The following is a 23,858-nucleotide window of genomic DNA, read 5'->3' on the forward strand; positions in this document are numbered from 1 at the left end:
TGATAAGCCTGCAAACAGCCGCATTGAGGTTATCTCGTAGAGAGCATCTTCCATCGCAGGATCACTCATGTTGTACCAGTTCTGCATAAAGTGAATACGCAGCATGGTAGCGAGAGGATATGGACGTCGACCATTGCCAGCTTTGGGGTAGAAGGGTTCAATTTGAGCTTCAAGCTGCTGCCATGGAATCAGTCCATTCATTCGAGCAAGGAAAAGCTCTTTGCGGGTTTTGCGGCGTTTGCTGGTAAATTCGGTATCGGCGAAGGAGAGCTGGTTCATGCAGGGTAGGAGTCACAGTTAATTTAAGTCGGCAAGATTGTCTCATGTTGCCAACTTAATCGCATGTTCCTTAATCTTGGCGCAACATTATGGTGTTCCTACTAGATTACTTGATTGGACAACTAATCCACTGGTATCTCTTTATTTCGCATCCCTAAAAACAGATTCAAATCTAAGTTTTTTTTCAACAGATGATAAAGATGGCTATATTTTTATATTAAAAGATATTTCTGTATTTGATGATTTTGAAAAGCTAGATTTTTATGAAGGCGGTTATAATCGTGAGCACTTTGAGTCGGTTACTGATTTTTACACTAAGCCACTTAAAGAATTTAGGTTTTACGAAAATGCACTATTCATAAGACCTGAGTATGTGGATCAACGATATAGAAACCAATCTACTATTCTAATGTATGAAGTAAGGCCCGGTGACCGTTTTCTTCATCTACCTGATCAGGTTAGGGTGCTCAAAGTGCCTGCTATGATAAAACATCAGGTTAGGGTTTATCTAAGGCAATTAGGAATATCAAATGATTTCATCTATCCGAGCTTGGAAGGAGCTGCTCGCAAAGCAGTACTAGACGTTTTTGACTCACCAACTCCCACTTAGTGGAATGGATTAGTCTCTAATGACTTTCAGGTAGCGATAGTAGAGTTCTATCTCACCTGATTCCAAGTTTACTTCAAGGGTTCCTTGGTCTAAGCAGTCCCTTGCTTTATCAACTACGGTGAATGCTAGATCAATAATTTTTTCTGGGTTAACAATTGTTGTTTGCTGGTACGAAAATGTTTCGATATTTCCGTCCCAAGGATGTTGAGGGTACATAGCTATAGTCTCAATATCACGATCAAACTGGAAAAAATAATTGGGTTGGTTTTTAAATTGAGCTTTGGCCATCAGGCTTGCATTGTGAAGGAACGAGTTTCTAAGAGCATAAAGTGCTTTGATGTCTTCACTGTTTTCTGGGTAGGACGCAAAGTAATAAAGTGCTTTTTTAATACAGCTCGCATCTTTATTTTTAAAAGCTTCCATATCGCTTCGTTTATAAGCGAAGCCTATTTGCTCAATGATGCCGAATGCCCCTACTATAGGAACAAAATTTTTAGAATATTCTAAATGTCGGGAGTGGTTAACTTCTCTAAGAACGGTAGGTAGTACAGATCTGAGTAGTCCGTCCTTTAGTCTGTAAACTCCTTGATGCCCTAAGTGAGCGTATGCCAGCTCATGTAAGCTGAGTTCTTCAACAGTCTTGTTTTGCCAATGAGTTGTATCCATTATCATCCTGAAAGAGTTAGTGGTACTACATAAAAGATCTGGAGAGCTATTTTTTATTTCCATTATGATATATCAATTGTTCAAACACTGAACCCCATCTAACTTCCCCCAATTCCATACCGCCTTACTCTTGGTGGTATGGAAACGAAACGTACACATTCACCCCTTGCTGCTTTAAGCAGCGCTAAACCAACTTCCGAGATTGGCTTTGCGGCTTTGTCCCTAGAGTCTGCTACAGATGGTTGGTATCAGCTTTTGCCTGCGGGGCATTTCAAAGCTGTTGATGGCCGCCCATATGATGTGGTCGGTGGTCAATGGTTCTTGGATGAATCCACAGCACTGTCATTGATCGCGGATCTTAAATCACGCGTCAATCCCACCGTGATCGACTACGAGCATCAAACGCTTTTGGCCGATCAAAATGGCCAACCAGCACCTGCATCCGGTTGGATCAAGGACACCCAGTGGCGCGAATCCGGTTTATGGATCAAAGCCGATTGGACGTCCCGTGCCGCTGACTACATCAAGGGCGGTGAATACTGCTATCTGTCTGCTGTGTTCCCCTACGACAAACAGACAGGCAAGCCCCTGTCTTTGCACTCCGCTGCATTGGTCAACCGTCCAGGTCTCGACGGGCTGAATGCTGTCGCGCTTCGTTCCCTCCATATTTCCACTCCTGCCAGCCAACAAGAGGACACTCTGATGGATCGTGCCAAGCTCATTGCCGCCCTAGGTCTAACCGACGCGGCCACCGATGACGACATCCTTGCCAGCTTAAAGCAGCTACAAGATGACAAACAAACTGCTACCAGCGAGTTAGCCACTTTAAAAGCCAACCCGCCAACAGCTCAGGTCGATCCGGCCCAGTATGTACCCGTTCAGGTGGTCACCGATCTGCAAGTCGAGATCGCCGCCTTGTCCGCACAGCTGCAAACAGGTGGCCTAGACAAGCTAATCGACGACGCTAAAAACGATGGTCGTTTACTGCCTGCCATGGAGTCTTGGGCCCGTGAATTAGGTCAGTCGAACTTTGCCGCGTTGAAAACCTTCCTTGATCACGCTAAGCCAGTTGCCGCCTTAAAAGCCATGCAAGCAGGGCAGGAGGCACCGCCAGCACAGACGGATGCTCATGGTCTTAACGAAGACGAGCTGACGGCTGCCAAGCTCACAGGCAAAACGCCAGATGAGTTTGCCGCGCTGAAGGCTAAGTAAGCCTAGCCCTTTAACGATTCATTTAGATAGGAGCCGCAATATGGCCATCATTACTCCCGCTCTGATCACCGCGCTGTTTACCTCTTGGAAGGGGGACTTTAAAAACGGTGTGGAATCCGCCAAGCCACAATGGTCCAAGATCGCCACGGAAGTGCAGTCCAACAGCAAGTCGAACACTTACGGCTGGCTGGGCAAGTTCCCGAAAATGCGTGAATGGATTGGTGATCGTGTTATCAATTCCATGCAAGCCCATGGCTACACCATCACCAACAAAACCTTTGAAAGCACCGTAGGCGTGGACCGTGACGACATCGAAGATGACAACGTCGGCATCTACGCGCCTATCTTCTCGGAAATGGGCCGCACCTCCGAGATCCAGCCAGATGAGCTGATCTTTGGTCTGCTCAGTGCTGGTACTAGCACCTTGTGTTACGACGGTCAGAACTTCTTTGACACCGACCATCCCGTTTACCCGAATGCTGATGGCACAGGCACCGCCGTGTCCGTTGCCAACTGGGACGATAACGCTGGCTCAGGGACACCTTGGTACGTGCTAGACAACTCCCGTGCCATCAAACCACTGATCCTGCAAAACCGTCGTGCGCCAGCTTTCCTGTCTATGACCAAGCTCGATGACGAGCATGTCTTCACCGCTAATGAGTTCCGTTTTGGGGTGGACTGTCGTCGCAACGTGGGCTTCTCGTTCTGGCAGTTGGCGTATGGCTCACGCAAAGAGCTAAACGCCGACAATCTCTGGGCAGCGATCTCTGCCATGCGTGAGTTCACCGCCGATGGTGGTCAGAAGCTAGGCATCAAACCCACCACATTGGTGGTGCCACCTTCATTGGAAAAACAAGCTACACGCATGCTAGAGCGCGAGCTAGACAGCAACAGCTCCAACGAACTCAAAGGCAAGCTAGAGCTAGTGGTGGCGGACTACCTATAAGTCCGCTTTCGCCGAACATACGCAATCCTTAAAACGGAGAGGTCAATGACATGCCGATCACCATTAAGTCCCAAATCGAAGGCTATCGCCGTGCGGGTGTGGCGCACTCTAAAACGCCTGTTACACACCCTGATGGCACTTTTTCAGAAACGCAGCTGGCCCAGCTCGAAGCGGACCCGCGCATTACGCTCACGTTGGACGCCGCGACCGATTCGTCAGATTCAAATGCGACGAATTCTGGGGCCATGGACCCGCAGCGCCTGGCTGAGCTGGTAGCCCATATCAACCAGCTCGACAAAGACAACCCATCCCTATGGATGGACAGCGGTGCGCCAAAAGCCTCGTCCATGCCAAATGGCACCAGCGCTGCTGAGCGCGATGCTGCATGGGATGCGTTGGTCGCTCAACTGGACGCTGAGGGCTAACCATGTACTGCACCCGCGACGATCTGCTCGACAGTTTTGGCACAAACGTCATTGAGGACTTGGAATACGGGCGACCTAATGCCGTGACCGAAGCCATCGAAGACGCTAATGGTTTGATCGACGGCTATCTCGCCGCTCGTTATCCATTGCCCTTGGTAACCGTGCCTGCTGTGTTGAAGCGGATCGCCCGCGATCTGGTGCGCTACGGCTTAGATATCGCCCCATCAGATGTGGTTAGCAAGCGCCGTGATGAGGCGGTGAAGTTCCTGATGTCGCTCTCTAAAGGGGAAGTGACATTAGGCATGCCCGCCGCCTCCGAACCAGAGAGCCTAGACACCGCAGAGATCCAATCGGATGGCCATGTGTTTCGCCGCACGGATAACTCATTCCTATGATCGAGTCTATCGAAAGCCGCCTAAACGGTGCCGTGGAATACGTTGCCAGTGTGGTAGATCTATCCCTCGCCATGGAGCGACATTCTAACCACCGAGTAGCGGCCTACGTGGTGCCCATCGCCGAGCGTCCACAGCCTGTGCCACCCAGCGCGAGCCGCAAAGCCGCTCAGCAAGTGGACATGATGTTTGGCGTGGTGATTCGCGTGTCCGTGCTCAATGACAAAGACGGCCAGCGTAGCCGTTCGGTTTTACAAGAGGCCCGCGACGCTATCCGCGAACGCTTATTCGCCTGGATGCCAGAGGGCGCAACCGTAGGCTTTCAGCTGGGGGCGGGCGATTTAATGAAGATGGAAAAAGGCACCATTTGGTGGCTCGACCGTTACCTCACTCAATGCCAACGAACCGCCATTGCTCAATAGGAGACGATCATGAGTAACAGTTCCAAACGCCGATTAGTCCTGATCGGCCTAGAAGACAACACCGGAGCCGTATCTGGCCCCATGCAAGTCATTGAAACGCTCTCGGGTTTTGATATGAAGCCAGTCGGCGAGACCATCACTCGTGATGTGGTGCGCCCATCCATGTCTAAAACAGGCAGCATGGTCGGCGCTAAGAATTTCGACATCACACTGCCGATGGAACTAAAGGCCGGTGGCCTAGATGGCGGCACCGTCCAACAGCCAGAGCTGCACGCTGCACTGCTGGCTTGTGGTCTAGTGCTACAAGCTGCAAAAGTGATCCATGTAAGCGGACTAACCGCTGGTTACTCATTCCAGGACACCATCGACAATACGACTGCTTCTAATACGGCTGGTGAACTGATCCATGCCGTGATGGGCACAGAGTCGGAGCTGTATGTCATTGTCGAAAACGAGCCTGCTATCGGTGATGAACTGTCTATTGGTACGGCAACGGCGACGGTAACAAGTATCGAAGACGCCTTGGTATGTCGCCCAACGTCCAACCGAACAGATTTTAAAAAGGTCACAGTACACGGTCACTATGACGGCCAACGCCGCATTGCCACCCATGCGGTGGCGGATTTGTCCTTTGATTGGTCAGCGGGTCAGTCTGTTACCGCTAACTTCACGTTAAAAGGTAACTACGATTCCCCAGCAGACACGCCAATGCCAGATGCAGAATACAGTGATGCCTTTCCTGCGATTGTTGAGAGCGCAGGCATGACGCTGGACGACTACCCAACCGACCAAGGCACGATTGAAAAGCTCAGTTTTTCATTGAGCAATGAAATCACCGCTGTACCAGACGTAAACAGCCCAAGCGGTCGTGACAGTTACCGTATCTCAGACCGTGCTCCGACAGGCTCCATTGATCCAGAGTCTTTGGCTCTTAACGATTTCAACCCATTCGAGTATTGGGAAAACGGCAACAAGGCCGCGATCTTCGCAACCCTTGGCAAAGAGCTGGGCCAGCGTGTCTCCATCGTGCTGCCTGCCACTCAGTTCACATCGATCAGTGACAAAGAGCGTGCAGGCAGTGATGCCTATGATCTGCCCTTCGATGTGACGGGTAAATCCGACAACGAATTCTTTTTGTTCTTCCACTAATCCGGCGCTGACCACAGCCCACTATTAAAGGTACTAACCATGACATTACGCCTAAACACACACCGTACTTTTGCGAAGTCAGTAAACATCGAATATCTCGACGATAACGGCAAAACCCAAAAAGGCGCTTTTGGTGCGACCTTCAAGATCTTGCCTAACACCGAGTTAATGGACGACAGCAACTCAGGTAAGCGTGTCTTGGATATGGTGCTGGTCAGCATCAAAGAAGATGAGCTAGAGCTCATTGGTGCAGATGGCCAACCGCTAAAAGGTGCTGAACTTCTGGAAGCTGCCAAGGCGGATCCAACTATCGCTAATGCTCTGATGGATACCTACAACGAAGGTGTCGCAAAAAAGGCCCGCAACCGAATTTAGTTGAAGTTGCTAAGTATCTGGCTGGGTCATCTAAAAAAGGTGCCCCAGCAGATAACGATGAGCTAGATGCACTGCTTCCCGAAGAGGTTGCGGCATCCATCAAAGCCAAACGCACCCAAGAGTGTGAATCCGATGACTGTTGGGTGCTCCCTGAAAACTGGACTGCGACCATGCTGTTTCTACAGTGCAAATCCTGCTGGCAATACAGTGCCATGGGGCAGCTACTGGGTATGAATTACAGCGCGGTCGATGTGGTGATCAACCGAGCGTTTGAAGAGCCGGTTGAAAGTGAAGACTTTCGACGCTTTCAAGCACTGGAACACCATTTCATAAACGAGATTAACGAGTCGTAACCTATGTCTGATATGAAAGTTCGCCTAAGACTGCAAGCTAAGGACGATGGTCTCAAAGCCACCGTGAAGGATGCTGCGCAGTCTGTAGATGAGCTTTCTCAGTCATCGGAAAAACTCGATAAAGAAACCAAGCAAGCCACCGACTCACAGGATAAGTTTGGCGACAGTGCCAAAAAATCCGGTAAGAAAGTCAAAGATGCCAGCGATTCTAATGCTCAAGCGTCTAAATCTACTGCGGACTTCTCCAGTAAGCTAAAAGGTGGTGCTGTCACTGCTGGTGTTTGGGCTGCTGCCACAGTTGCTGCAGGTGTGGCCGCCGCTGGCATGGTGGCGATTGTTCGCACCGATGCCATCCGTGAGATCAATAACCTTTCTGATACTCTAAATGTTTCCACAGCCTCCCTAACCGAGTGGCAATACGCGGCTGGCCAAATGGGCTTAGAGAGCGACAAAGTCGGTGATATTTTCAAAGACGTCAGTGACAAAGTGGGTGATTTTGTCACGACCGGCGGTGGTGAAGCGGCTGACATTTTTGAAAATCTCAACGTCCAGGTCAAAGACCTCCAAAGCCTTTCCCCCGACGAACAATTTCTCAAGATCGCGGACGCCTTAGACGATGTAAACCGCAACCAGCAGATCTTCTTTTTAGAGTCCATCGCTGACGATGCCAGCCGTTTGTTGCCATTACTGGATAACGGTGCCCAGCGCTTGATTGCCATGCGCCGTGAGGCTCAAGTCTTAGGGGTGTCCATCTCGGATATTGACGCTGATATCGTTAGCCAAGCTGCTGGTGAAATGAGCCGATTAAAGGCGCTAGGCGAAGGCACTGCCAATTCTCTTGCTATCGAGTTTGCGCCAATCCTATCTGCTGTATCTGGTGGAATCGTTGATTGGGTGGTTCAGGCTGGGGGCTTTCGTAATGCCATTGGCTGGGCGGTTGATGGCTCGGTATCCGCTATTGGTTTCTTGCTCGACTACGGTCGTATGGTGGAAATCTGGCTAACCGGTATCACCAGCTACGCGCTCCAATTTGCTACCTATGCGACTGAAGGCATGGACGCTTATGCGGATGCGATCAGTAGTGTCATTAACACAGCGCTTTATCCCTTTCAGCAAGCGTACAGCTATGTCTTTGACGGTTTAGCAACGGCTATGCGTCGCGTGTCTGGTTTGGTTGGTCCTTTCTCGGATGAGTTTGAGGCCGCTGCCGATATGCTAGATGCCGCCAGTATTAAGGTGCGTGATTTTCGCGTCGAAGCGGAGGATGTTGCTCAGGTAAATGATGCGATCGCAGCATCATATCAAACCGTTAGCGATCGCCTTGCTGAGCTGCTGGAAAGTGAAGATCCGAGCGTTCTACTAAAAGAGAACTTGGCGGATCTCCGTGCTGAAATGGAAGAAACCGCCAAAGCTAACCAGGCATTACAGGCAAGCCAAACCTCCGATACGGCCAGCAAAGCTACGATCGATGCTAATCAAAAGATCATTGACAGTCTTCGCGAAGAATTACAGCTGCTTGGTATGACCGAGCGTGAACGTGCGATCGCTCGCCAAACGAACCAACTGGATATCAATGACAAAATTGCGCTGACGGAGACCGTTAAGGCTCAGATCGTTGAAGTTGAGGTATTGGCGGGCAAGATCTACGACCTGGGCGAAGCGCAAAAAGCCGCCGCCAAAGAACAGGAAGATTTCAAGAAACAGTTAGACGATGCCAATACGGCCGCACAGCGATTCCTGCAAGATGGCAACCTGGGGGAGATTGAAGGCCTCGAAAGTATCCAGGAGCAACTGCGGGATGCCATGAGCGTCAAAGGCATCACTTCCGATATGGAAGCAGATTTCTCTGAAGCGATCGATAAGATCCAAAGCCGTATTGGTGAGCTGAAGTTTAACAATATGGTTGATGGCCTAAGCTCTGGCATTTCGGCGCTGCAAGGGCTGACTGAACAAGGAACGGACAGCTACCAAAAAATGCAGATTGCTTTGACCGCGTTTAACGTGGTTCAAGGTGTGGCAGCCGTTCTGCATCAATTGAAAGATGGTGATCCATACACGGCATTTGCCCGTGCCGGTGCAACCTTAGCGGCTGTGGCTCAGTTAGGCGTGGCGATTAATGGTGGTGGCGGTTTGGATGTCAGTGCTCAACGCCAAGCTAGCCAAGGCACTGGCACCGTTTTAGGTGATGCGTCTGCTAAATCCGAATCCATTCTTAAGTCCAATGAGCTGATTGCCGAAGCAGTTGAAGAGATCGTGGGTATCAACCGCTCAATGTTGGATGCGCTATTAAATCTTGAGGTATCCATTAATGGTGCTGCACTACAGATTACCCGTCGCTGGGATGATACCGTTTTGGCTCCACAGGCCGTTGAGCTGGGCGGGATTTCGTCCGTCTCCGGCTTGTTTAGCTCGATCTCTGAATCGCTCAACATCCTAGACCTTGGTGGTTTGATTGCGGATATTGCGGGTGCCAGTGTGAAAGGCAAAGATTCTGGTCTAGTCCTAGAAGCACCGAATCTAACCAATATCTCAGCGCAGTCTTACGCAACCTGGGAAGAGCGTAAAAACTGGTTGGATGATTACGATACCAAGTGGCAGTTCACCGATCTTGATCCTCAAATCACTCAACAATTACGTCTAGTGATTGGTGGCATTTCCGACAGTGTGCGTGCAGGTGCTGAGCAGTTAAACATGTCTGGCGATGCTATCGACCAGGCTATCCAGTCGTTTGCGCTAGAACGCACCTTAATTAGCTTAAAGGGCCTTACTGCTGACGAACAGCAAGAGGAACTGCAGGCTGTCTTTAGTGCCATGTTTGACGATATGTCGATGCATGTCATGCCATGGTTGGTGGAATTTCAACAAGCGGGCGAAGGTCTTGGCGAGACACTATCCCGCTTAGCGACGGAGGCTTCGGCGGTAGATAATGTCGTTGGTATGCTGGGTCTGACTTTTGGCACAGTAGACGACCAACTACGTGCGAAAACTAATCTGGTTTCAGCGATGGGCGGATTGGAGGAATTCGTCAGTGCTTACAGTTCCTTCTCCGATAAGTTCCTAAGCGAAGAACAGCAGTTCGCCAATGCCCGTGATCAACTACAAAGCGCCTTTGCTCAATACGATGCCATCCTTCCTGCAAGCCGTGAAGACTACTTAGCGCTGGTCCAGGCTCAAGATGCGGCCACCGATGCGGGTGCAAAAAATATCGCTAAACTGTTCGAGTTAAGCACCGCCGCCGATGAATATTACTCAATGCTCGAAGATCGTGAAGATGAGCGACAGCAGGAAGAAGAGAGACGCTTGAGCGCTATCCAGCAGGCGGAAGAGCAACGTTTAAATGTCATAGAGCAAACCAATCAATCTGTAAATAATTTGGTCGAGAGATGGTCTAGCCAAGAAGATGTACTAGCAGATGCGAATCTGAGAATTGAAGAGTTTAATCGCTCATTGAGCCGTAGTGGTGATCAATTTATAGATGCTAAGCAAGAGCTACTAGATTATATCGATTCACAGGATAGTGCTTCAGAAAGTGGCCGGATTCTCATCGCAAACGCCTTAGGGCTTGCTGATGCAATTGAACAGTTGGATGCGTCAGCAATGCGTGCGACTCAGTCTTTGGACTCTGCTAGGGTTGCCCTTATTGGGGCATTAAACACCGAACTAAGTGATCTAGAGTCTGAACAGCAAGCTCTTGAAAACCAGTTATTAACTGCGAAACAAGACTACAGCCAAGTGTTACTGAAAGATATTTCCGATTTGCAGCGTATGTATGACGGATTATCAGAGACCTTAGAAACAGCTCGAAGCAATCTAATCAACAGTTACAGGCATGAACTGGATTTAGCGAATCAAGCGTACGATCAACTCGAACAGAACTTATTAAACGCCAAAGAAGCATTGCAACAAGCAAGAGAAGACCGTATTTCTGCACTAAATAATGAAATTCAACAGCAGAAAAACGTTCAAAATGAAGCCGAGAAAATGGCCAGCACTTGGCTAAGTTTGTCAGACCAATTAGCAAATACTAGACGAACGCTTCAGAAAGATGATGCTCTTCGGGTGGGCAATGTTCAAACTCAGTATTATAGCGGCGTTCTGTCTGATGCTTTAACCGGCAATCAGTCAGCTATCTCGGACCTACCTCGGGCAGCCACTGACTATGTGTATGAGTTAAAACAAGGGGCTGCTTCTGGCGCTGAATACCGTGAACAAATGGCTATCCTTGAGTCTCAAATTCTTTCAGTAGAAGCCCTGACATTAGATAGAAAGACGACTCAAGAAAAGATTGCGGATGCTGCTGAACTTCAAGCCAAGCAGCTGGCTTCTACTGTTTCCGCTCTTGAGGATCAGGTGGAGCTAACTAATGGAATTCAACGCACACTCTTAACCCTAAACGCAGCAAATGATGCCTATATTACTGCACAAACAGAGTTATCAGAGTTTCAACATCTAGACAGTATTGAATATTACCAAACTGAAATTGAGCGATTGGAGGCTGGAAACAAAAGCCTCATCAGCATAGATGAAGCTCAATTAGCCTATAATAAGGCATCGTTGGCATTGGTTGACTCACATCACAAAGAGCAAATTGAGGCGCTAGAAGACGAGAGAGATGCTCTAGAAGGGATCGATGACTCGGTTGTGTCATTAGATAATGCACGATCGCAATATGAGCGAGCCAATTTGAGTTTGGTGGCATCAAATCATGCAACGCAAATGGATATGCTACGCAATCAGTTGAACTACTTACAGCAAATTAATAGTGGACAAACCACATTGGCTGAGGCGCTTGCAGCGTATTCGTCTCTTGGGGGAGGTGCTCTACCAAAATTTGCCAATGGTGGCATTGCGTCTGGGCCAGTGAGTGGTTACCCAGTTGAATTGCACGGAGTAGAAGCAGTCGTACCTCTTCGAAATGGGGCCATCCCCGTCAATATCTCTAGCACTAAATCTAATGATGTATTGCTAACTCAAGTCTTAAATGAGTTAGCCAGTCTTCGCAAAGACCATAACAATGCAGGCCATGAGCAGAAGAAGGCTATCGATAAACTGAATGCGATGACCAGCAAATGGGATCAATTAGGGCTTAAGGTGAAAAGCGCATGAGAATTATAAAGCCGATAAAGCCCCAAAATATTGAAACGAATGTTGCGAGCGAATATGAACTTTGGGCACCAGAAGAAGCGATTCCAGCTGGTCAATATCGACGTGCTTTGGATAGGAATGGTATCGAGCGGGTTTATTACGCGAAAGCTAACAATACTAACAAGAATCCCGTGGACAACGTTGCCATTTGGTCAGAGGTAAAACCGACTGTCTCCTATGCTATGTTTGATGGCTATGTGGACACCTTAACTCAGAATGAAGAACTAATACACGTTAAGTTCTTAGTATCTAAAGCGTCGTATTTATGTCTATTCGGCTTAGAAGCCGAAGATGTTCAGATCATCACACGTAAAGATGGGGTCATTATTGGTAATGATGCCCTTAGCCTTTTAATCAAAGGTGAACGTGATAGCCCTTTGGCGTTTTGCTTTGGTGAAAATGAGTTTCGTCGCACCTTAATTCATCCTATCCCAGGCCTGTACAAAAGCGTTGAGTTAGAAATCTTTATTAAAACGTCACCAGGATACACAGCAAAATGTGGTTTTTGTACGCCAGGATGGGCAATTCCTATTGGAATAACTGAATGGGGGTTCAACGTTTCGATTGATGATTACTCCGGAAACTATGTGAATGACTTTGGCGAAAATGCGTTTGAGAGACGGCCTTGGTCTAAGCCTATGGATCTCGACATCATCATACCTACGTTGCCAGATGGCCGAGAAGCCGATCGAGTTTATCGACAGTTGACTGATTTGCGATCAACACCATTGGTCATTGATGCAAATAACGAGAGCACAGATCGAGAGTTGCTCATTACTCTTGGATATTACGCAAAGGTAGCCATGTCATCGGTTTACGTAGGTGAGACACGACTAAGCTTAGAGATTAAGGGGATCATTTAATGTCAGAAATTAATGACGAAAACTATCAGATCGAAACCCGTCTACAGGAAATGGGGCCATCGCCATCACCTAGCCGTCCTAGGCTATTTGAAGATGAGATGTATAACATGCTGGAGCAATTTGAGGCGCTTCCAGAAAATTATAATGCTCTCATATCTGAACTAAATAATGGTTTTTCTTGGGTGAGTAGCCAGCTTACGAAGGTCTCACAAGAGCGTGATACTGTTGAGAACATCAAGTCTCAAACAACTCAAGAGCGCGAAAGTGCGCAAAACGCCAGATCTGCAGCACAAGAGTATGCCAACAGTCCGACTGAAATAGAAAGTGGTGTCTGGTCGTCCATGATGTGGGCGATAGGCTCCATAGTGAACGGTTCATCTAAAGCGTGGGCAACACAGCTAGATACACCTGTTAAAGACGATTTATGGAGCTCTGCTGCATACGCACATGGAAGTATTCCAAATGGGTCCTCAAAATTCTGGCGAGATCAAACTGTTCTAGAGTTTGAAAAGACGAAAAGTGAACGAGAAGCCACCGAAGTCGTTGCTGCGGCGTACGGTGCTGCAGTCGGTTTACCATCGACTCTAAATAATGATGGCAAAGTTTTAGGTCTTAAAAATGGTTTGCCAGCTTGGGTTGATGGGGGCCTAAGAGTTATATTTTCGACACAAGTGAGACCATTCAAGCTGCAGAGAGTGCGCTTGAGTTGCCGATCACATTGATGAGCGCAGGTGCTGGCTTCTTTTATTCCTTTGACAGCGAGCACTGGGAATTTTCCACGGGGCATGCATTTAAGTTGAGTGGTAATTTATATCTAGGCGGAGCAATCGGTTTTGGTGCGATTAGAAAACTAGATGTACCGATTCCAGCAACCTCATCTAGTTTATTTGCTGGGTTACGCAGCAATGGCGATCTCTACTATTCGAGTGGGAATATTTTTTACAGAGATAGCCCTGATGGTCCGGTGTCTTCTGTTAGTTTTGGCTCATCAAAAGCAAAGCAAATGCACTCTGCATTTATTTTCAACGATGAACCATTCTCTATTCATAACGATGGTCGAGTAATGCGTTATCTGGAGGGAGATTTATCCAACCCTGAAGAGTCATTTCACCGTTACCCATTTGCTGGTATTGCTGGCGCAACTCGGATTGATGCAAGCATTTATAACATTATTCCAAGGGATGGAATTGGTAGCGGAAATGCGTGTTGCTATAAAGATAATGGCTTTACTCGTTATAGTGTTGGTGCAGAAGGACTATTGGAGAAAATGTCTCTTACACAGCCGTATCAGCCTGAAAGTGGTCTAGTCGTTGCTCGGATCTATCTTGAAACCGATGTCGGTACTAGCTTAGGTATTCTAAGGGGAATTGATGTATCGCTAGATGGTCTGCGTTTTTACATCTTAGATGGTGGTAATGATCGAGTTTACCGATATGAGACGACAACTTCAGGCGATATTTTTCAGCTTGCATACCACTCCCATGCAGTAACTAGTGGATCATTAACTCCCTATGGCCCCTTGCTGGTCGCTAATGATGAGTCGTCATATATCTTCAATGCTTATGATGATGGTGATGTTCGAAAGATCTTGCTGTCTGTTCCTGGGGATTTAAGTGCCTACCTTACGCAGCAGAATTTAGACATATCCGGTTACTTTGATTATTTACCCAGTGTTTGTGTTGCAGGAAATGGTCTTTATATCTTCGGGCGAAGTGATGTCAATCATTTATCAAGGTACACACTCGATGAACTGGGGGATGTCCGGTCGGCTAACCTTAATTCCAAGCAATCCATTGATTTATCATCTTATGCTGGGGTGTCACCCTCTAACCTGGTGAGCATTTCTGACGATGGCACAAGATTGTATTTTAACAATGGCTGGATTATGCAGCTTTCAGCTGCTTGGGACTTGGAGTCCACCATCACGGTATACAATTCAGCAGATGGCACTAAGCCCTACGTGCTGACAAAATGGAATGCCAGTACTGGTGAAGTGCAAAATACTTATCCGATAGATGAGAATATTCGCTACTTAAATAGGATTGATGACACAACAGTGTTTGGGGTAATTGGCAAAGATTTTGTTTCTTATGACTATGTGAATAATCAAAGGCTATCGACATATGAAGCTAATGCCTACAGCCCCAGCAGTACGCCCACTGTTAAAGGTATTTTTCTTAATGACGAGAGCCAGATAGTGTCAGCGATTTCAGGTATAGAAGGTGCTCAAAATACTCTCTATGCATTTGATGGGGCGTTTAGCGTGACTATGTTTGGAGGTAACGTATGACGACGTTAGTGCAAATTCACTACACAGAACAGCCCGCCTCAGAAGGTATTAGGCGAGAATATGAACATCCACTTGGCAACTACATCGCTTTACATCAGGGTGTTGGTTTCGTAGTGGCTGAATATGAGCGTCAGCCATCAAACGCGGCTAAAATAGTGGACAATTTAGATGTTCTTCTTCCTTTAAGTGAACGCAAAAAGAGATTGTTACAAAGAGTTTCAGAACGCTATGCTGAGCTAATTTCGGAAGCGAATTGTGATACAGGGTTAGGTTTTCGAGTTAATAGCGGATACACAAACCTGACTGACTTTAGGGAATGTGCGTTGCTGTATGATGACTTTTCGTCTGATCCAGATACGTTTAGACAGAGCAAGAGAAAGGAGCTGGTTGATCAGGCAGAGTCGTACTTCGTGATCACAAACAGCGACATCTTTATCAAACTGCGAGACTTCAATAATAACTTCCTACAGCTCACGCGCTCTGAGTTATCGCATGTAATTGACTCAATTGTGGCTTGGGGCTTCGCAATGAAAGCCCATAAGTGGATGCTAGAAGCCGCCATAACATCAGCCGATATTGTTACGATTGATAATATTCAAGTTTCACATGGATGGCCTCAGTAATGCTGAATCTATATGTATTGGAGCAAGACTTTGAACTGGAGCACCCTAAACTTGAAGGGATTAGTTTTCATAACGAATGGTGCAGTCTTTCAAATGGTAAGTTGACCATCAAGAAAGGCTATTCCCACGATGGTTGCAGTCCGAAGTTTAGTGTATTGGGATTGATCGTAATCGGAGTGCCGGATGGGCATCTAATAAATAACAAGCCAATTACATACAACGCAAGCTTAGTTCATGACTGCTTCTGTCAATTTCGTGATGTGATACCAATAACCAAATCGATAGTAGTCGAAATTTTCAGCGACATGCTTAAGGAGGCTAAATTTGCTTTGAGAAAGATATATGTTAAAGCCGTCGACTTGTATGGCCCGCAGGAGTTCTATGGGGATCGGATTGCTCATGGCTGAATGACTTGGGTAAAATGAAATTCCGTTTCAAGTTGTCTAAGATAAAACGGCATAAAACAAAGGATTGTATATGTACAAGACATTTAACGACCGACCACAGAAAGGCAACCCACATCAGCTTAAGACCAATCAACATGTATTCCCTGTTGCCAGTATTAATCGGTTCTACAACGACAAGGAACAGGTGCAAGTGTGGCGAACTGGTTCAAAGGCACCGTTCCCTGCAAAGAGTAAGAACCCGATTTTTTGTGCCGATTATGTGTGGGATGAGCGCTCTGAGTCAGGCTTCATGAAAGCTTTAGAAGACAAATACCAAGCATTAATTGAAAGCTTTCTAAAACAACCTGCAGCATATCAATTTACTGCAGAAGAAAATGAGATTCTAACTGAACTATTTGGTCTTTGGTTTTTCCGTAAGCAAGCTAAGGATCGCCCGTATCCTGCTCAGAAAGTAAATGGCGTAGTAGGTTTAACACAGTACCCAACTGTTGATGAATCAGAACAACTTGAGAAAAATTTTGTTACACAGATTTATCCAGAAAGGGTTGATGACACTTATCCTAACTTTGATCCATCAAATCCACCGAACTTTTACATGACCAGTCAGCATAATACTGGTTCTATGATTCAAGTAAGGCTGATGGAATTTCAGGAAGAAAATGAAGGGGCCATTTGGGGTGTGGTAATTGCTAAAGAAGGCGAGTTTATTGTGCCGGACCTCTATAAATGGCACGCAATACTGCCTATATCTCCAACGATATGTTTAGTGAAGGATCGAGTAGGGGTTGAATTTCTATCGTACAGTGAAGTAGCAATCTTTAACTATCATACGCGGGAAGCCAGCGATGACTTTGTTTTTGCTAGAGACTTCACTAAGTCACCCATATTGAACACGCTTTACTTCGCAATGAAAGAAGCTATAAGTACCACATTCAACTAGGACAGAATACGCGCCAACTGATGCCAAAATTCGCGGCGCGTTACAACTTTTCTCTGCCTAAGGCACATTCCTTGTCACAAGATCAACTTTTAATAAGTTATTTCAATTAAGCTTGGCTTTAAAATCTGTGCTTAAGCGTTAGTGTTATAAAACTCTTCCCTCAAAATTTTCTCTTCAAAATTGCTCGTCGTATATTTCGATCTCCCCTTAAAAAGCATGTGGCGAATCTGTGGCCGAATTGTGCCAAAATCGAAAATTATCAATGGATTTAAGGATAAGATTCAGGCTTACAAAGCATCCTTAATTTACCTAAAATGTGGAAGTTTTGGCTTTGGGCATTTTGGTCTGTATGCATTGAATTCTGTAGAGCTTGGACTCAACTCTGACTAAAACTGATCTCTTGTGCCTTAAGATCGATTTCTTTTTTTCTGTGCTATTTGATTGGGCATGCCTTTCATCCTAAGTCGTATTGCTAGTTCGGCCGATTGTGACTGTGGCAAGAAGCTACTGGGAGAGGAGGAATGTTGCTGTCAGCATGATAGCTCATCATGCGTAATCTCAAATTTTCTGTATATTTAACCAGATTTATGTTGGCATGATTTATAATCTATATATAGATTAATGGCTTAGGGTGTTTTTTATACGGATGATGAGGGTCGGCATTTGGATAGAGAATTTTGTACTTTTTCGATGACGAGTGATCAGATGCTCCCACAAGTTCATGGTGAATCGACCAGCCTTTACTAGACCATCTTTTGCTTTTAATTCTCTAGTTTCTCGTATGCCAGCAGTGGCATATTAGCAGCATGACTGTTCTCGCTGTAGCGTTATAAAACATCTCTATGTAATCGAAGATATCAGCCCTTGCTTTATCTCGCGATACGTAAATTTTTCGTTTTCCCCTTTCACGTTTAAGTAGCTGGAAAAAGCTTTCAGCAACAGCATTGTCATGGCAGCTTCTCTGCCGACTCATACTCGGCCTCAAATTGTACTTTTCTAAAAAACTTTGCCATTCGTATCCTGTGAACTGGCCGCCCTAATCTGAATGAATCAGTACAGTGCTTTTAGGTTTGCGTCGCCAGACAGCTGAGAGCAGCGTTAATTGTATATCAATAAAGTGTCTAGAGAAGGCTAGTCGATCCAGTTATGTATTGTTTTACATGACTTTTATGTTTAGGTTGTTAGCTAGGTTAAAACAAAAAAGAGAGCAAAGTGAAGCGACTTCCTTCGATAATGTCATTACGCGCATTGGAAGCGGTATCTCGGCTAGGGAGTATATCGTCTGCGGCGCAAGAGCTAAGCCTGACTCGCAGTGCTGTCAGTCATCAAATCCAAATGTTGGAAGAGGTAGTGGGCTTTGCTCTTACGCAAAAAAGCGGTCGAGGCATCATGCTAACCCAGAAAGGGGAGCGCTATGCAGTCGAATCAAAGCGTGCTTTATCTATTCTCACTGAAGCAGCCCGTGAGAATAATGGCCATGAAGTAACAGGACGATTAACGGTCAGCTGTGCCCCTGGTCTTGCCAATTATTGGCTGTGTCATCATTTAGCCGAATTTACATCGATTTACCCGAAATTGACCTTGCATATATCGTCGCCAACAGTTCCTGATGATACCTCGAATGACGACGTGGACTTATATATTGCTTACGGTAATGGCAACTGGCCTGATAAATACGTTAGACAATTAATTACAATACGTTTGTTTCCGGTTTGCAGCCCAAGCTTTTTAAAGAAAAATGGTGGTGTGGGGCATCCTGCCAACTTAGTTAATCTGCCATTGTTGCATCTCGTGAATCAGACTGATTGGCGTGTTTGGTTGGCGGCTAATGGCGTAAGCAACACTCAGCTTGAAGGCGGTATTATTTTTTCAGATGCAAATTTTGCTCAGTCTGCCGCCATTTCAGGGCAAGGCATTGCGATCGGCGATAATATGGTCAGTGGCGATGCTCTGGATAAGGGCTTACTCATTAGGCCTTTTGAAAAAAGTATTGAATCCCCAAGAGCATACTATTTAGTTAGTTCACCTGAAAAAGTAGAGCGGCCCGAAGTTTCTGCCTTCATCGAATGGCTTGAAAGTCTGATCTCCGATGTGCAGGCAAGATATGATCGGCGCTGAAGCACTTAACGGTAATATTTTGGTGCAAGTTCAGCCGCTAGTATTGGGTTATGCATTTTTTTATGGCGCTTTCCAGCTTAATGCTCAATGATTTGAGTAGTTCTTTGGCATGTAGATTGCTAAAGTTTTAAATGAGTTAGTTTTAGATTTTTTGATAAAAAAATTCACTTATCAGCTTTTTTTTACATCTATTGTCAAAAAATATTTAACAGTTGTGCAAAATTAATTCGATTGTGCTCGCCTATTTTTTCAACAAGAATCTAATTAAGGTCATTTGAGATGTGGATCTGGATGATCAAAATCAAAAAGATGAAAAATGTAGGACACAAAAGGGCAGAGCAATGAGCAGTCAAACTGATTACGATTTTGTAAGAGATACCTATCCAAATTTATCGGAACAAGAGCGTGTGCGGGTGGACTTAGCCGCGGCCTATCATTTGATAGAACATTTCCAAATGAGTGACAGTATTTACACTCATATCTCTGCTCGTGTGCCGGGGGATAAAGAGTATTTTTTGATCAACCCATACGGAACACGCTTCGGTGAAGTAAAAGCCAGTGAGTTGGTTACGATTGATCTGGATGGTACTATCATTGATGACCCATGTGATATGGGAGCTAACCCAGCAGGCTTTACCATTCATTCAGCGATTCATGGTGCCCGCCATGATGTGAAATGTGCGCTTCATACACACACAGTTGCAGGTGTGGCTGTGTCATCAATGCAAACAGGCATCTTGCCACTCAACCAATGGTCACTTCAGTTTTATCATGGTGTGTCGCGCCACAAATACGAAGGTATTGCGTTAAATCTCGAAGAACGCGAGCGTTTAGTCAAAGACGTGGGTCCAGAAAATAAGACTCTTATTCTTGATAACCATGGCTTGATGACTATGGGTGAAAACGTCGGTGAAGCCTTTACTCTGATGTATAACCTAGAACGTGTTTGTAAGGTGCAAATGTCGGTGTTGGCTAGCGGTCAGCCAGTACAGCCGATTGATAGTGAAGTCTGTGAGCTCACGTATCAGCAATACAAACATTTTGCAGAAATCAGTCAGCGCGGTGGTTTTCACGCAGAATGGCTGGCTTATCTTCGCCTACTAGAAAAAGTCTCTCCCACTTATAAAGAGTAGCCTCGTGCTACTCGCCCTACTGTTGCTCAACAGATCACAAAAGAACACTTAAATAACCATTAAAAATCTTCGAACCGAGGAGAATGACATGAAAAAGATCTTCATGGGGGCTCTTGTTGCCTGCGTTCCGCTAATGACACCTATTTATGCTGCTGAAGATGGTGGCACGATCAATGTTGTTGTACAGCCTGAACCACCAAGCTTGATGATAGGCATGTATTCAAACGCTACGACGCAGCAGGTTGGTGGTAATATTTTTGAAGGATTAATGCGCTATGACCAGGATTTGAATCCTCATCCCATGTTAGCGAGTTCTTGGGACAGTTCAGAAGACGGTAAAACTTGGACATTTCATCTAAAAGAAGGTGTCACTTGGCATGATGGTCAGCCATTTACGTCTGCAGACGTTGTATTTTCTATAGATAAGTTACTGCGTGAAACCAATGCTCGTTTACGAACTTCTCTTGCTCATGTGGAAAGCATTGAAGCTACTGATGACTACACTGTAGTTTTTAAACTAAAAGAGCCATTTGGTCCTTTTATTCGTTTGTTTGAAGTTGGCACAACACCAATGTTGCCAAAACATATTTACGAAGGCACAGATTACAAAACTAACCCTGCAAATCATCACCCAATCGGTACAGGACCGTTCAAATTTTCTGAATGGAAAAAAGGTTCCTACATTCATCTTGAAAAGAACGAAAACTACCATGTTCAAGGACTTCCACATTTGGATGATGTGTATTGGTATGTGATCCCAGATGCGGCCTCACGAGCAGTGGCCTTTGAAACTGGCAAAATTGATGTGCTTCCTGGCGGCTCGGTAGAAAATTTTGATGTCCCTCGTTTAACTGAGCTAGACAATACCTGCGTTACTACGGATGGTTGGGAGTTCTTCTCACCACACGCTTGGCTATGGCTGAACAACCGACAGGGGCCAACCTCCGACGTTCGTTTCCGACAAGCGGTGATGTATGCCATGGATCGTGAATTTGCCAAAGATGTGCTTTGGAATGGTTACGGGAAAGTAGCAAATGGTCCAGTGGGTTCGAAAACTAAGTTCTTTGATGAGAATCTACCTGAGTATGAATACAACCCCGATAAAGCTCGAGCTCTATTAGATGAAATGGGTTATGACGGTGAGCCTGTTCGCATCTTACCGATGCCATACGGTGAAACATGGCAGCGTTGGACTGAAGTGATCAAACAAAACCTCGAAGAAGTTGGCATCAATGCCAAGATCGAGTCTACCGATGTCGCTGGATGGAATCAAAAAGTCTCTGACTGGGACTACGACATTTCTTTCACATACCTCTACCAATATGGCGATCCTGCTTTAGGTGTGGCGCGAAACTACATCTCTAGCAATATTGCAAAAGGCTCCCCTTGGAACAATGCCGAAGGTTACATAAATGCTGAAATCGATCAGTGGTTTGATGAAGCGGCGACTGCGTTTCCAGATGAGAAGCGTCAAGAACTGTACAGCAAGATTCAAAACAAGCTGGTCGAAGACGTGCCTGTAGCGTGGTTAATGGAGCTTGAATTTCCAACGATCTATAACTGCAAAGTACAAAACCTGATCGACTCAGGTATTGGAATCAATGATGCGTTTGGTACGGCTTGGATTAAACAGTAAAACAAACGAGAGGGAAGCCGTAGCTTCCCTCAGTTTTTATGGCGGGATGGAACAATGAGCATACAAACACTCATGTATATTGGTGGGCGATTGATAAAGGGCGCAATCGTTCTTTTGGTTATCGCAGTCTTCAACTTTTTCTTAATTAGAGCAGCACCAGGTGATCCAGCCAAAGTTATGGCGGGTGAAGCAGGGGCTACCGATGAGCTTTTTTTACAGCAGTTGCGTGAGCAATTCGGTTTAGATCAGCCTTTGTATTATCAACTGTGGGTCTATATCAGTAACTTAGTTCAGTTCGATATGGGTATTACTTATCGTCAACAGATGCCCGTATTTGATCTGATTATGGATCGTATGCCAGCAACGCTTTTACTCACTGGGGCGGCATTCCTGATGTCATTGCTGATAGGTGTATTAGCGGGTGTGGTCGCGGCACAAAAGCACAAGCAATGGGCTGACTCGTTTATTACCGTGGCTGCTTTGATCTTTTACGCAACGCCTTTGTTTTGGCTTGCCATGATGGCTGCGCTGTTCTTCTCGGTTTATCTGAATTGGCTTCCAAGCTTTGGTATGGAAACCGTAGGTGCCAATCTGACAGGGTTCGATCGATTCGTCGATATTATGACCCACTTAATCCTTCCCGCGACCACGCTAGGCTTATTTTTTACCGCGGTTTACGCACGTATGACCCGTACGTCCATGATTGAAACCACGCGTATGGATTTTGTGAAAACCGCCATTGCGAAAGGTATGACACCGAATCGTGTGACTTATCGCCATGTATTACGCAATGCCTTACTGCCAGTGGTGACACTAGCAGGGCTTCAAGCTGGCCAATTAATTGGTGGCGCGGTGCTCACTGAGACCGTGTTCGCTTGGCCTGGCATCGGTCGCTTGATGTTCGAGGCTTTATTCCAGCGTGATTACAACTTGCTACTGGGCGTGTTTTTTATTTCCTCTGCCATGGTGGTTCTCTTTAACCTGATCACTGACGTTATCTACTGCGTAGTTGATCCACGAATCGAGCTATCAAAATGAACGTAATTAGAGCATTAACTCAAAATAAAGTAGCTATGTTTGGTTTTGCTGTGCTGTTGTTACTGAGCCTCATCGCGATTTTTGGCCCAATGTTATACGACGGCAGTCCGTGGAAGATGGTACAGCGTCCGTTTATTCCTCCGTTTGCTAACGATCGTTTCTTACTCGGTACCGATACTCTAGGGCGTGATGTACTGGCGGGGCTGATTTACGGTGCGCGTATTTCTCTGTTAGTGGGCTTAGTGTCGACCGTTATTGCTTTGCTTATCGGCATTCCACTAGGTGCTTATGCGGGGTATTTCGGTGGTTGGGTCGATGAAATCCTAATGCGTTTTACCGAAGTGTTTCAAACGGTACCAAGTTTTGCGTTGGCAATTGTCTTAGTCGCTATCTTTGAACCAAGTGTTTATTCGATCACAGGTGCCATAGCCATCGTGAGTTGGCCGCCAGTGGCTCGATTGGTGCGTGGTGAGTTCTTAGCACTTCGAAATCAAGAGTATGTGCTAGCAGCGAAACTCAATGGTCAATCCCATCGTAATATCATTTTAAAAGAAATCCTTCCAAACAGTCTGTCGCCAATTATTGTGCTGGCTTCTTTAATGGTGGCGACAGCGATTCTTCTAGAGTCATCTCTGTCCTTTTTAGGGCTGGGAGACCCAGAAATCATGTCGTGGGGTTACATGATTGGTGCAGCGAAAACAGTGATTCGCCAAGCATGGTGGTTGAGCTTTATCCCCGGTGTAGCAATTGCTGTCACGGTATTAGCGCTGAACCTTTTAGGTGAAGGCTTAAATGAGGCCTTAAACCCAAAACTCTCCGGTAAACGGGAGCATTAA

General features: G+C 46.1%; 22 protein-coding genes and 1 pseudogene. 20 read left to right on the forward strand and 3 right to left on the reverse strand.

The window, feature by feature from the left end; all coding sequences use genetic code 11:
* A partial coding sequence (locus tag ASC49_RS04970) for a transposase (protein ID WP_141656801.1) occupies window positions 1–279 on the reverse strand: 279 nt, incomplete at its 3' end.
* A gap of 37 nt (window positions 280–316) precedes the next feature.
* Between ASC49_RS04970 and ASC49_RS04975 the strand changes: the two genes are divergently transcribed.
* The gene (locus ASC49_RS04975) at window positions 317–889 is read left to right on the forward strand and encodes an FRG domain-containing protein (protein WP_055462130.1); all 573 of its coding nucleotides are present in this window, start codon (window positions 317–319) and stop codon (window positions 887–889) included.
* 9 nt (window positions 890–898) lie between these two features.
* Here the strand turns inward: ASC49_RS04975 and ASC49_RS04980 are convergent, their stop codons facing one another.
* Window positions 899–1,555 (reverse strand): hypothetical protein, encoded by a 657-nt coding sequence (locus ASC49_RS04980; RefSeq protein ID WP_055462131.1) that lies wholly within the window; start codon window positions 1,553–1,555, stop codon window positions 899–901.
* A 138-nt stretch (window positions 1,556–1,693) separates the two neighbouring features.
* On the opposite strand from ASC49_RS04980, the gene ASC49_RS04985 reads away from it, so the two are divergent.
* The 14 genes from ASC49_RS04985 to ASC49_RS05055 all read left to right on the forward strand — a co-directional run bounded on the left by ASC49_RS04985 (window position 1,694) and on the right by ASC49_RS05055 (window position 17,097).
* Window positions 1,694–2,767 carry a phage protease gene (locus ASC49_RS04985; protein ID WP_082443716.1) on the forward strand — a complete coding sequence of 358 codons (1,074 nt, stop codon included), beginning with the start codon at window positions 1,694–1,696 and terminating at the stop codon, window positions 2,765–2,767.
* A 40-nt stretch (window positions 2,768–2,807) separates the two neighbouring features.
* Window positions 2,808–3,713, forward strand: a complete 906-nt coding sequence (locus ASC49_RS04990; protein ID WP_055462132.1) for a Mu-like prophage major head subunit gpT family protein — start codon at window positions 2,808–2,810, stop codon at window positions 3,711–3,713.
* A 50-nt stretch (window positions 3,714–3,763) separates the two neighbouring features.
* Window positions 3,764–4,138, forward strand: a complete 375-nt coding sequence (locus tag ASC49_RS04995) for an HI1506-related protein (RefSeq protein WP_055462133.1) — start codon at window positions 3,764–3,766, stop codon at window positions 4,136–4,138.
* A gap of 2 nt (window positions 4,139–4,140) precedes the next feature.
* A complete protein-coding gene (locus ASC49_RS05000) occupies window positions 4,141–4,533 on the forward strand; it encodes a gp436 family protein (protein WP_055462134.1) in 393 nt (130 codons plus the stop codon).
* Window positions 4,530–4,952 (forward strand): phage tail terminator protein, encoded by a 423-nt coding sequence (locus tag ASC49_RS05005; RefSeq protein ID WP_055462135.1) that lies wholly within the window; start codon window positions 4,530–4,532, stop codon window positions 4,950–4,952. Before ASC49_RS05000 ends, ASC49_RS05005 begins: the two co-directional genes overlap by 4 nt.
* A gap of 9 nt (window positions 4,953–4,961) precedes the next feature.
* Window positions 4,962–6,101 carry a phage tail tube protein gene (locus ASC49_RS05010; protein WP_055462136.1) on the forward strand — a complete coding sequence of 380 codons (1,140 nt, stop codon included), beginning with the start codon at window positions 4,962–4,964 and terminating at the stop codon, window positions 6,099–6,101.
* A 39-nt stretch (window positions 6,102–6,140) separates the two neighbouring features.
* On the forward strand, window positions 6,141–6,476 hold the full coding sequence (locus tag ASC49_RS05015; protein ID WP_055462137.1) for a hypothetical protein: 336 nt from the start codon (window positions 6,141–6,143) through the stop codon (window positions 6,474–6,476).
* Between the two features lie 98 nt (window positions 6,477–6,574).
* Window positions 6,575–6,829, forward strand: a complete 255-nt coding sequence (locus ASC49_RS05020; protein ID WP_281175774.1) for a DUF1799 domain-containing protein — start codon at window positions 6,575–6,577, stop codon at window positions 6,827–6,829.
* A gap of 3 nt (window positions 6,830–6,832) precedes the next feature.
* Window positions 6,833–11,935, forward strand: a complete 5,103-nt coding sequence (locus tag ASC49_RS05025) for a coiled-coil domain-containing protein (RefSeq protein WP_055462139.1) — start codon at window positions 6,833–6,835, stop codon at window positions 11,933–11,935.
* Window positions 11,932–12,837, forward strand: a complete 906-nt coding sequence (locus ASC49_RS05030) for a hypothetical protein (RefSeq protein ID WP_055462140.1) — start codon at window positions 11,932–11,934, stop codon at window positions 12,835–12,837. Before ASC49_RS05025 ends, ASC49_RS05030 begins: the two co-directional genes overlap by 4 nt.
* Window positions 12,837–13,559, forward strand: a complete 723-nt coding sequence (locus ASC49_RS05035) for a hypothetical protein (protein WP_055462141.1) — start codon at window positions 12,837–12,839, stop codon at window positions 13,557–13,559. Before ASC49_RS05030 ends, ASC49_RS05035 begins: the two co-directional genes overlap by 1 nt.
* Entirely contained in the window at window positions 13,559–15,127 is a 1,569-nt protein-coding gene (locus tag ASC49_RS05040) for a hypothetical protein (protein WP_055462142.1), read from the forward strand. The genes ASC49_RS05035 and ASC49_RS05040 overlap by 1 nt, the downstream gene beginning before the upstream one ends.
* Window positions 15,124–15,750, forward strand: coding sequence for a hypothetical protein (locus tag ASC49_RS05045; protein WP_055462143.1), 627 nt, complete (start codon window positions 15,124–15,126; stop codon window positions 15,748–15,750). The genes ASC49_RS05040 and ASC49_RS05045 overlap by 4 nt, the downstream gene beginning before the upstream one ends.
* Window positions 15,751–16,227: 477 nt before the next feature.
* Entirely contained in the window at window positions 16,228–17,097 is an 870-nt protein-coding gene (locus ASC49_RS05055) for a DUF4238 domain-containing protein (RefSeq protein ID WP_055462145.1), read from the forward strand.
* A gap of 814 nt (window positions 17,098–17,911) precedes the next feature.
* Here the strand turns inward: ASC49_RS05055 and ASC49_RS19565 are convergent.
* Window positions 17,912–18,193, reverse strand: a pseudogene (locus ASC49_RS19565) (DDE-type integrase/transposase/recombinase); the annotation flags it as partial.
* A gap of 116 nt (window positions 18,194–18,309) precedes the next feature.
* Between ASC49_RS19565 and ASC49_RS05060 the strand changes: the two are divergent.
* From ASC49_RS05060 to ASC49_RS05080, 5 genes are all read left to right on the forward strand, one after another.
* The gene (locus ASC49_RS05060; protein WP_211262015.1) at window positions 18,310–19,215 is read left to right on the forward strand and encodes a LysR substrate-binding domain-containing protein; all 906 of its coding nucleotides are present in this window, start codon (window positions 18,310–18,312) and stop codon (window positions 19,213–19,215) included.
* Window positions 19,216–19,556: 341 nt separating this feature from the next.
* Complete coding sequence (locus ASC49_RS05065; protein WP_055462147.1) at window positions 19,557–20,348, forward strand: class II aldolase/adducin family protein; 792 nt, start codon at window positions 19,557–19,559, stop codon at window positions 20,346–20,348.
* Window positions 20,349–20,436: 88 nt separating this feature from the next.
* The gene (locus tag ASC49_RS05070; protein WP_055462148.1) at window positions 20,437–21,984 is read left to right on the forward strand and encodes an ABC transporter substrate-binding protein; all 1,548 of its coding nucleotides are present in this window, start codon (window positions 20,437–20,439) and stop codon (window positions 21,982–21,984) included.
* Between the two features lie 54 nt (window positions 21,985–22,038).
* Window positions 22,039–23,022, forward strand: coding sequence for an ABC transporter permease (locus tag ASC49_RS05075; protein ID WP_055462149.1), 984 nt, complete (start codon window positions 22,039–22,041; stop codon window positions 23,020–23,022).
* Window positions 23,019–23,858, forward strand: a complete 840-nt coding sequence (locus ASC49_RS05080) for an ABC transporter permease (RefSeq protein WP_055462150.1) — start codon at window positions 23,019–23,021, stop codon at window positions 23,856–23,858. Before ASC49_RS05075 ends, ASC49_RS05080 begins: the two co-directional genes overlap by 4 nt.

This window comes from Marinomonas fungiae, from assembly GCF_001418205.1.
In the GTDB taxonomy this organism is placed as follows: Bacteria; Pseudomonadota; Gammaproteobacteria; order Pseudomonadales; family Marinomonadaceae; genus Marinomonas; species Marinomonas fungiae.

Coding starts and splice junctions, on each gene's coding strand:
- ASC49_RS04980 (WP_055462131.1), bottom strand. CDS start 1,555: ATGGATACAACTCATTGGCAAAACAAGACTGTTGAAGAACTCAGCTTA.
- ASC49_RS04985 (WP_082443716.1), top strand. CDS start 1,694: ATGGAAACGAAACGTACACATTCACCCCTTGCTGCTTTAAGCAGCGCT.
- ASC49_RS04990 (WP_055462132.1), top strand. CDS start 2,808: ATGGCCATCATTACTCCCGCTCTGATCACCGCGCTGTTTACCTCTTGG.
- ASC49_RS04995 (WP_055462133.1), top strand. CDS start 3,764: ATGCCGATCACCATTAAGTCCCAAATCGAAGGCTATCGCCGTGCGGGT.
- ASC49_RS05000 (WP_055462134.1), top strand. CDS start 4,141: ATGTACTGCACCCGCGACGATCTGCTCGACAGTTTTGGCACAAACGTC.
- ASC49_RS05005 (WP_055462135.1), top strand. CDS start 4,530: ATGATCGAGTCTATCGAAAGCCGCCTAAACGGTGCCGTGGAATACGTT.
- ASC49_RS05010 (WP_055462136.1), top strand. CDS start 4,962: ATGAGTAACAGTTCCAAACGCCGATTAGTCCTGATCGGCCTAGAAGAC.
- ASC49_RS05015 (WP_055462137.1), top strand. CDS start 6,141: ATGACATTACGCCTAAACACACACCGTACTTTTGCGAAGTCAGTAAAC.
- ASC49_RS05025 (WP_055462139.1), top strand. CDS start 6,833: ATGTCTGATATGAAAGTTCGCCTAAGACTGCAAGCTAAGGACGATGGT.
- ASC49_RS05030 (WP_055462140.1), top strand. CDS start 11,932: ATGAGAATTATAAAGCCGATAAAGCCCCAAAATATTGAAACGAATGTT.
- ASC49_RS05035 (WP_055462141.1), top strand. CDS start 12,837: ATGTCAGAAATTAATGACGAAAACTATCAGATCGAAACCCGTCTACAG.
- ASC49_RS05040 (WP_055462142.1), top strand. CDS start 13,559: ATGAGCGCAGGTGCTGGCTTCTTTTATTCCTTTGACAGCGAGCACTGG.
- ASC49_RS05045 (WP_055462143.1), top strand. CDS start 15,124: ATGACGACGTTAGTGCAAATTCACTACACAGAACAGCCCGCCTCAGAA.
- ASC49_RS05055 (WP_055462145.1), top strand. CDS start 16,228: ATGTACAAGACATTTAACGACCGACCACAGAAAGGCAACCCACATCAG.
- ASC49_RS05065 (WP_055462147.1), top strand. CDS start 19,557: ATGAGCAGTCAAACTGATTACGATTTTGTAAGAGATACCTATCCAAAT.
- ASC49_RS05070 (WP_055462148.1), top strand. CDS start 20,437: ATGAAAAAGATCTTCATGGGGGCTCTTGTTGCCTGCGTTCCGCTAATG.
- ASC49_RS05075 (WP_055462149.1), top strand. CDS start 22,039: ATGAGCATACAAACACTCATGTATATTGGTGGGCGATTGATAAAGGGC.
- ASC49_RS05080 (WP_055462150.1), top strand. CDS start 23,019: ATGAACGTAATTAGAGCATTAACTCAAAATAAAGTAGCTATGTTTGGT.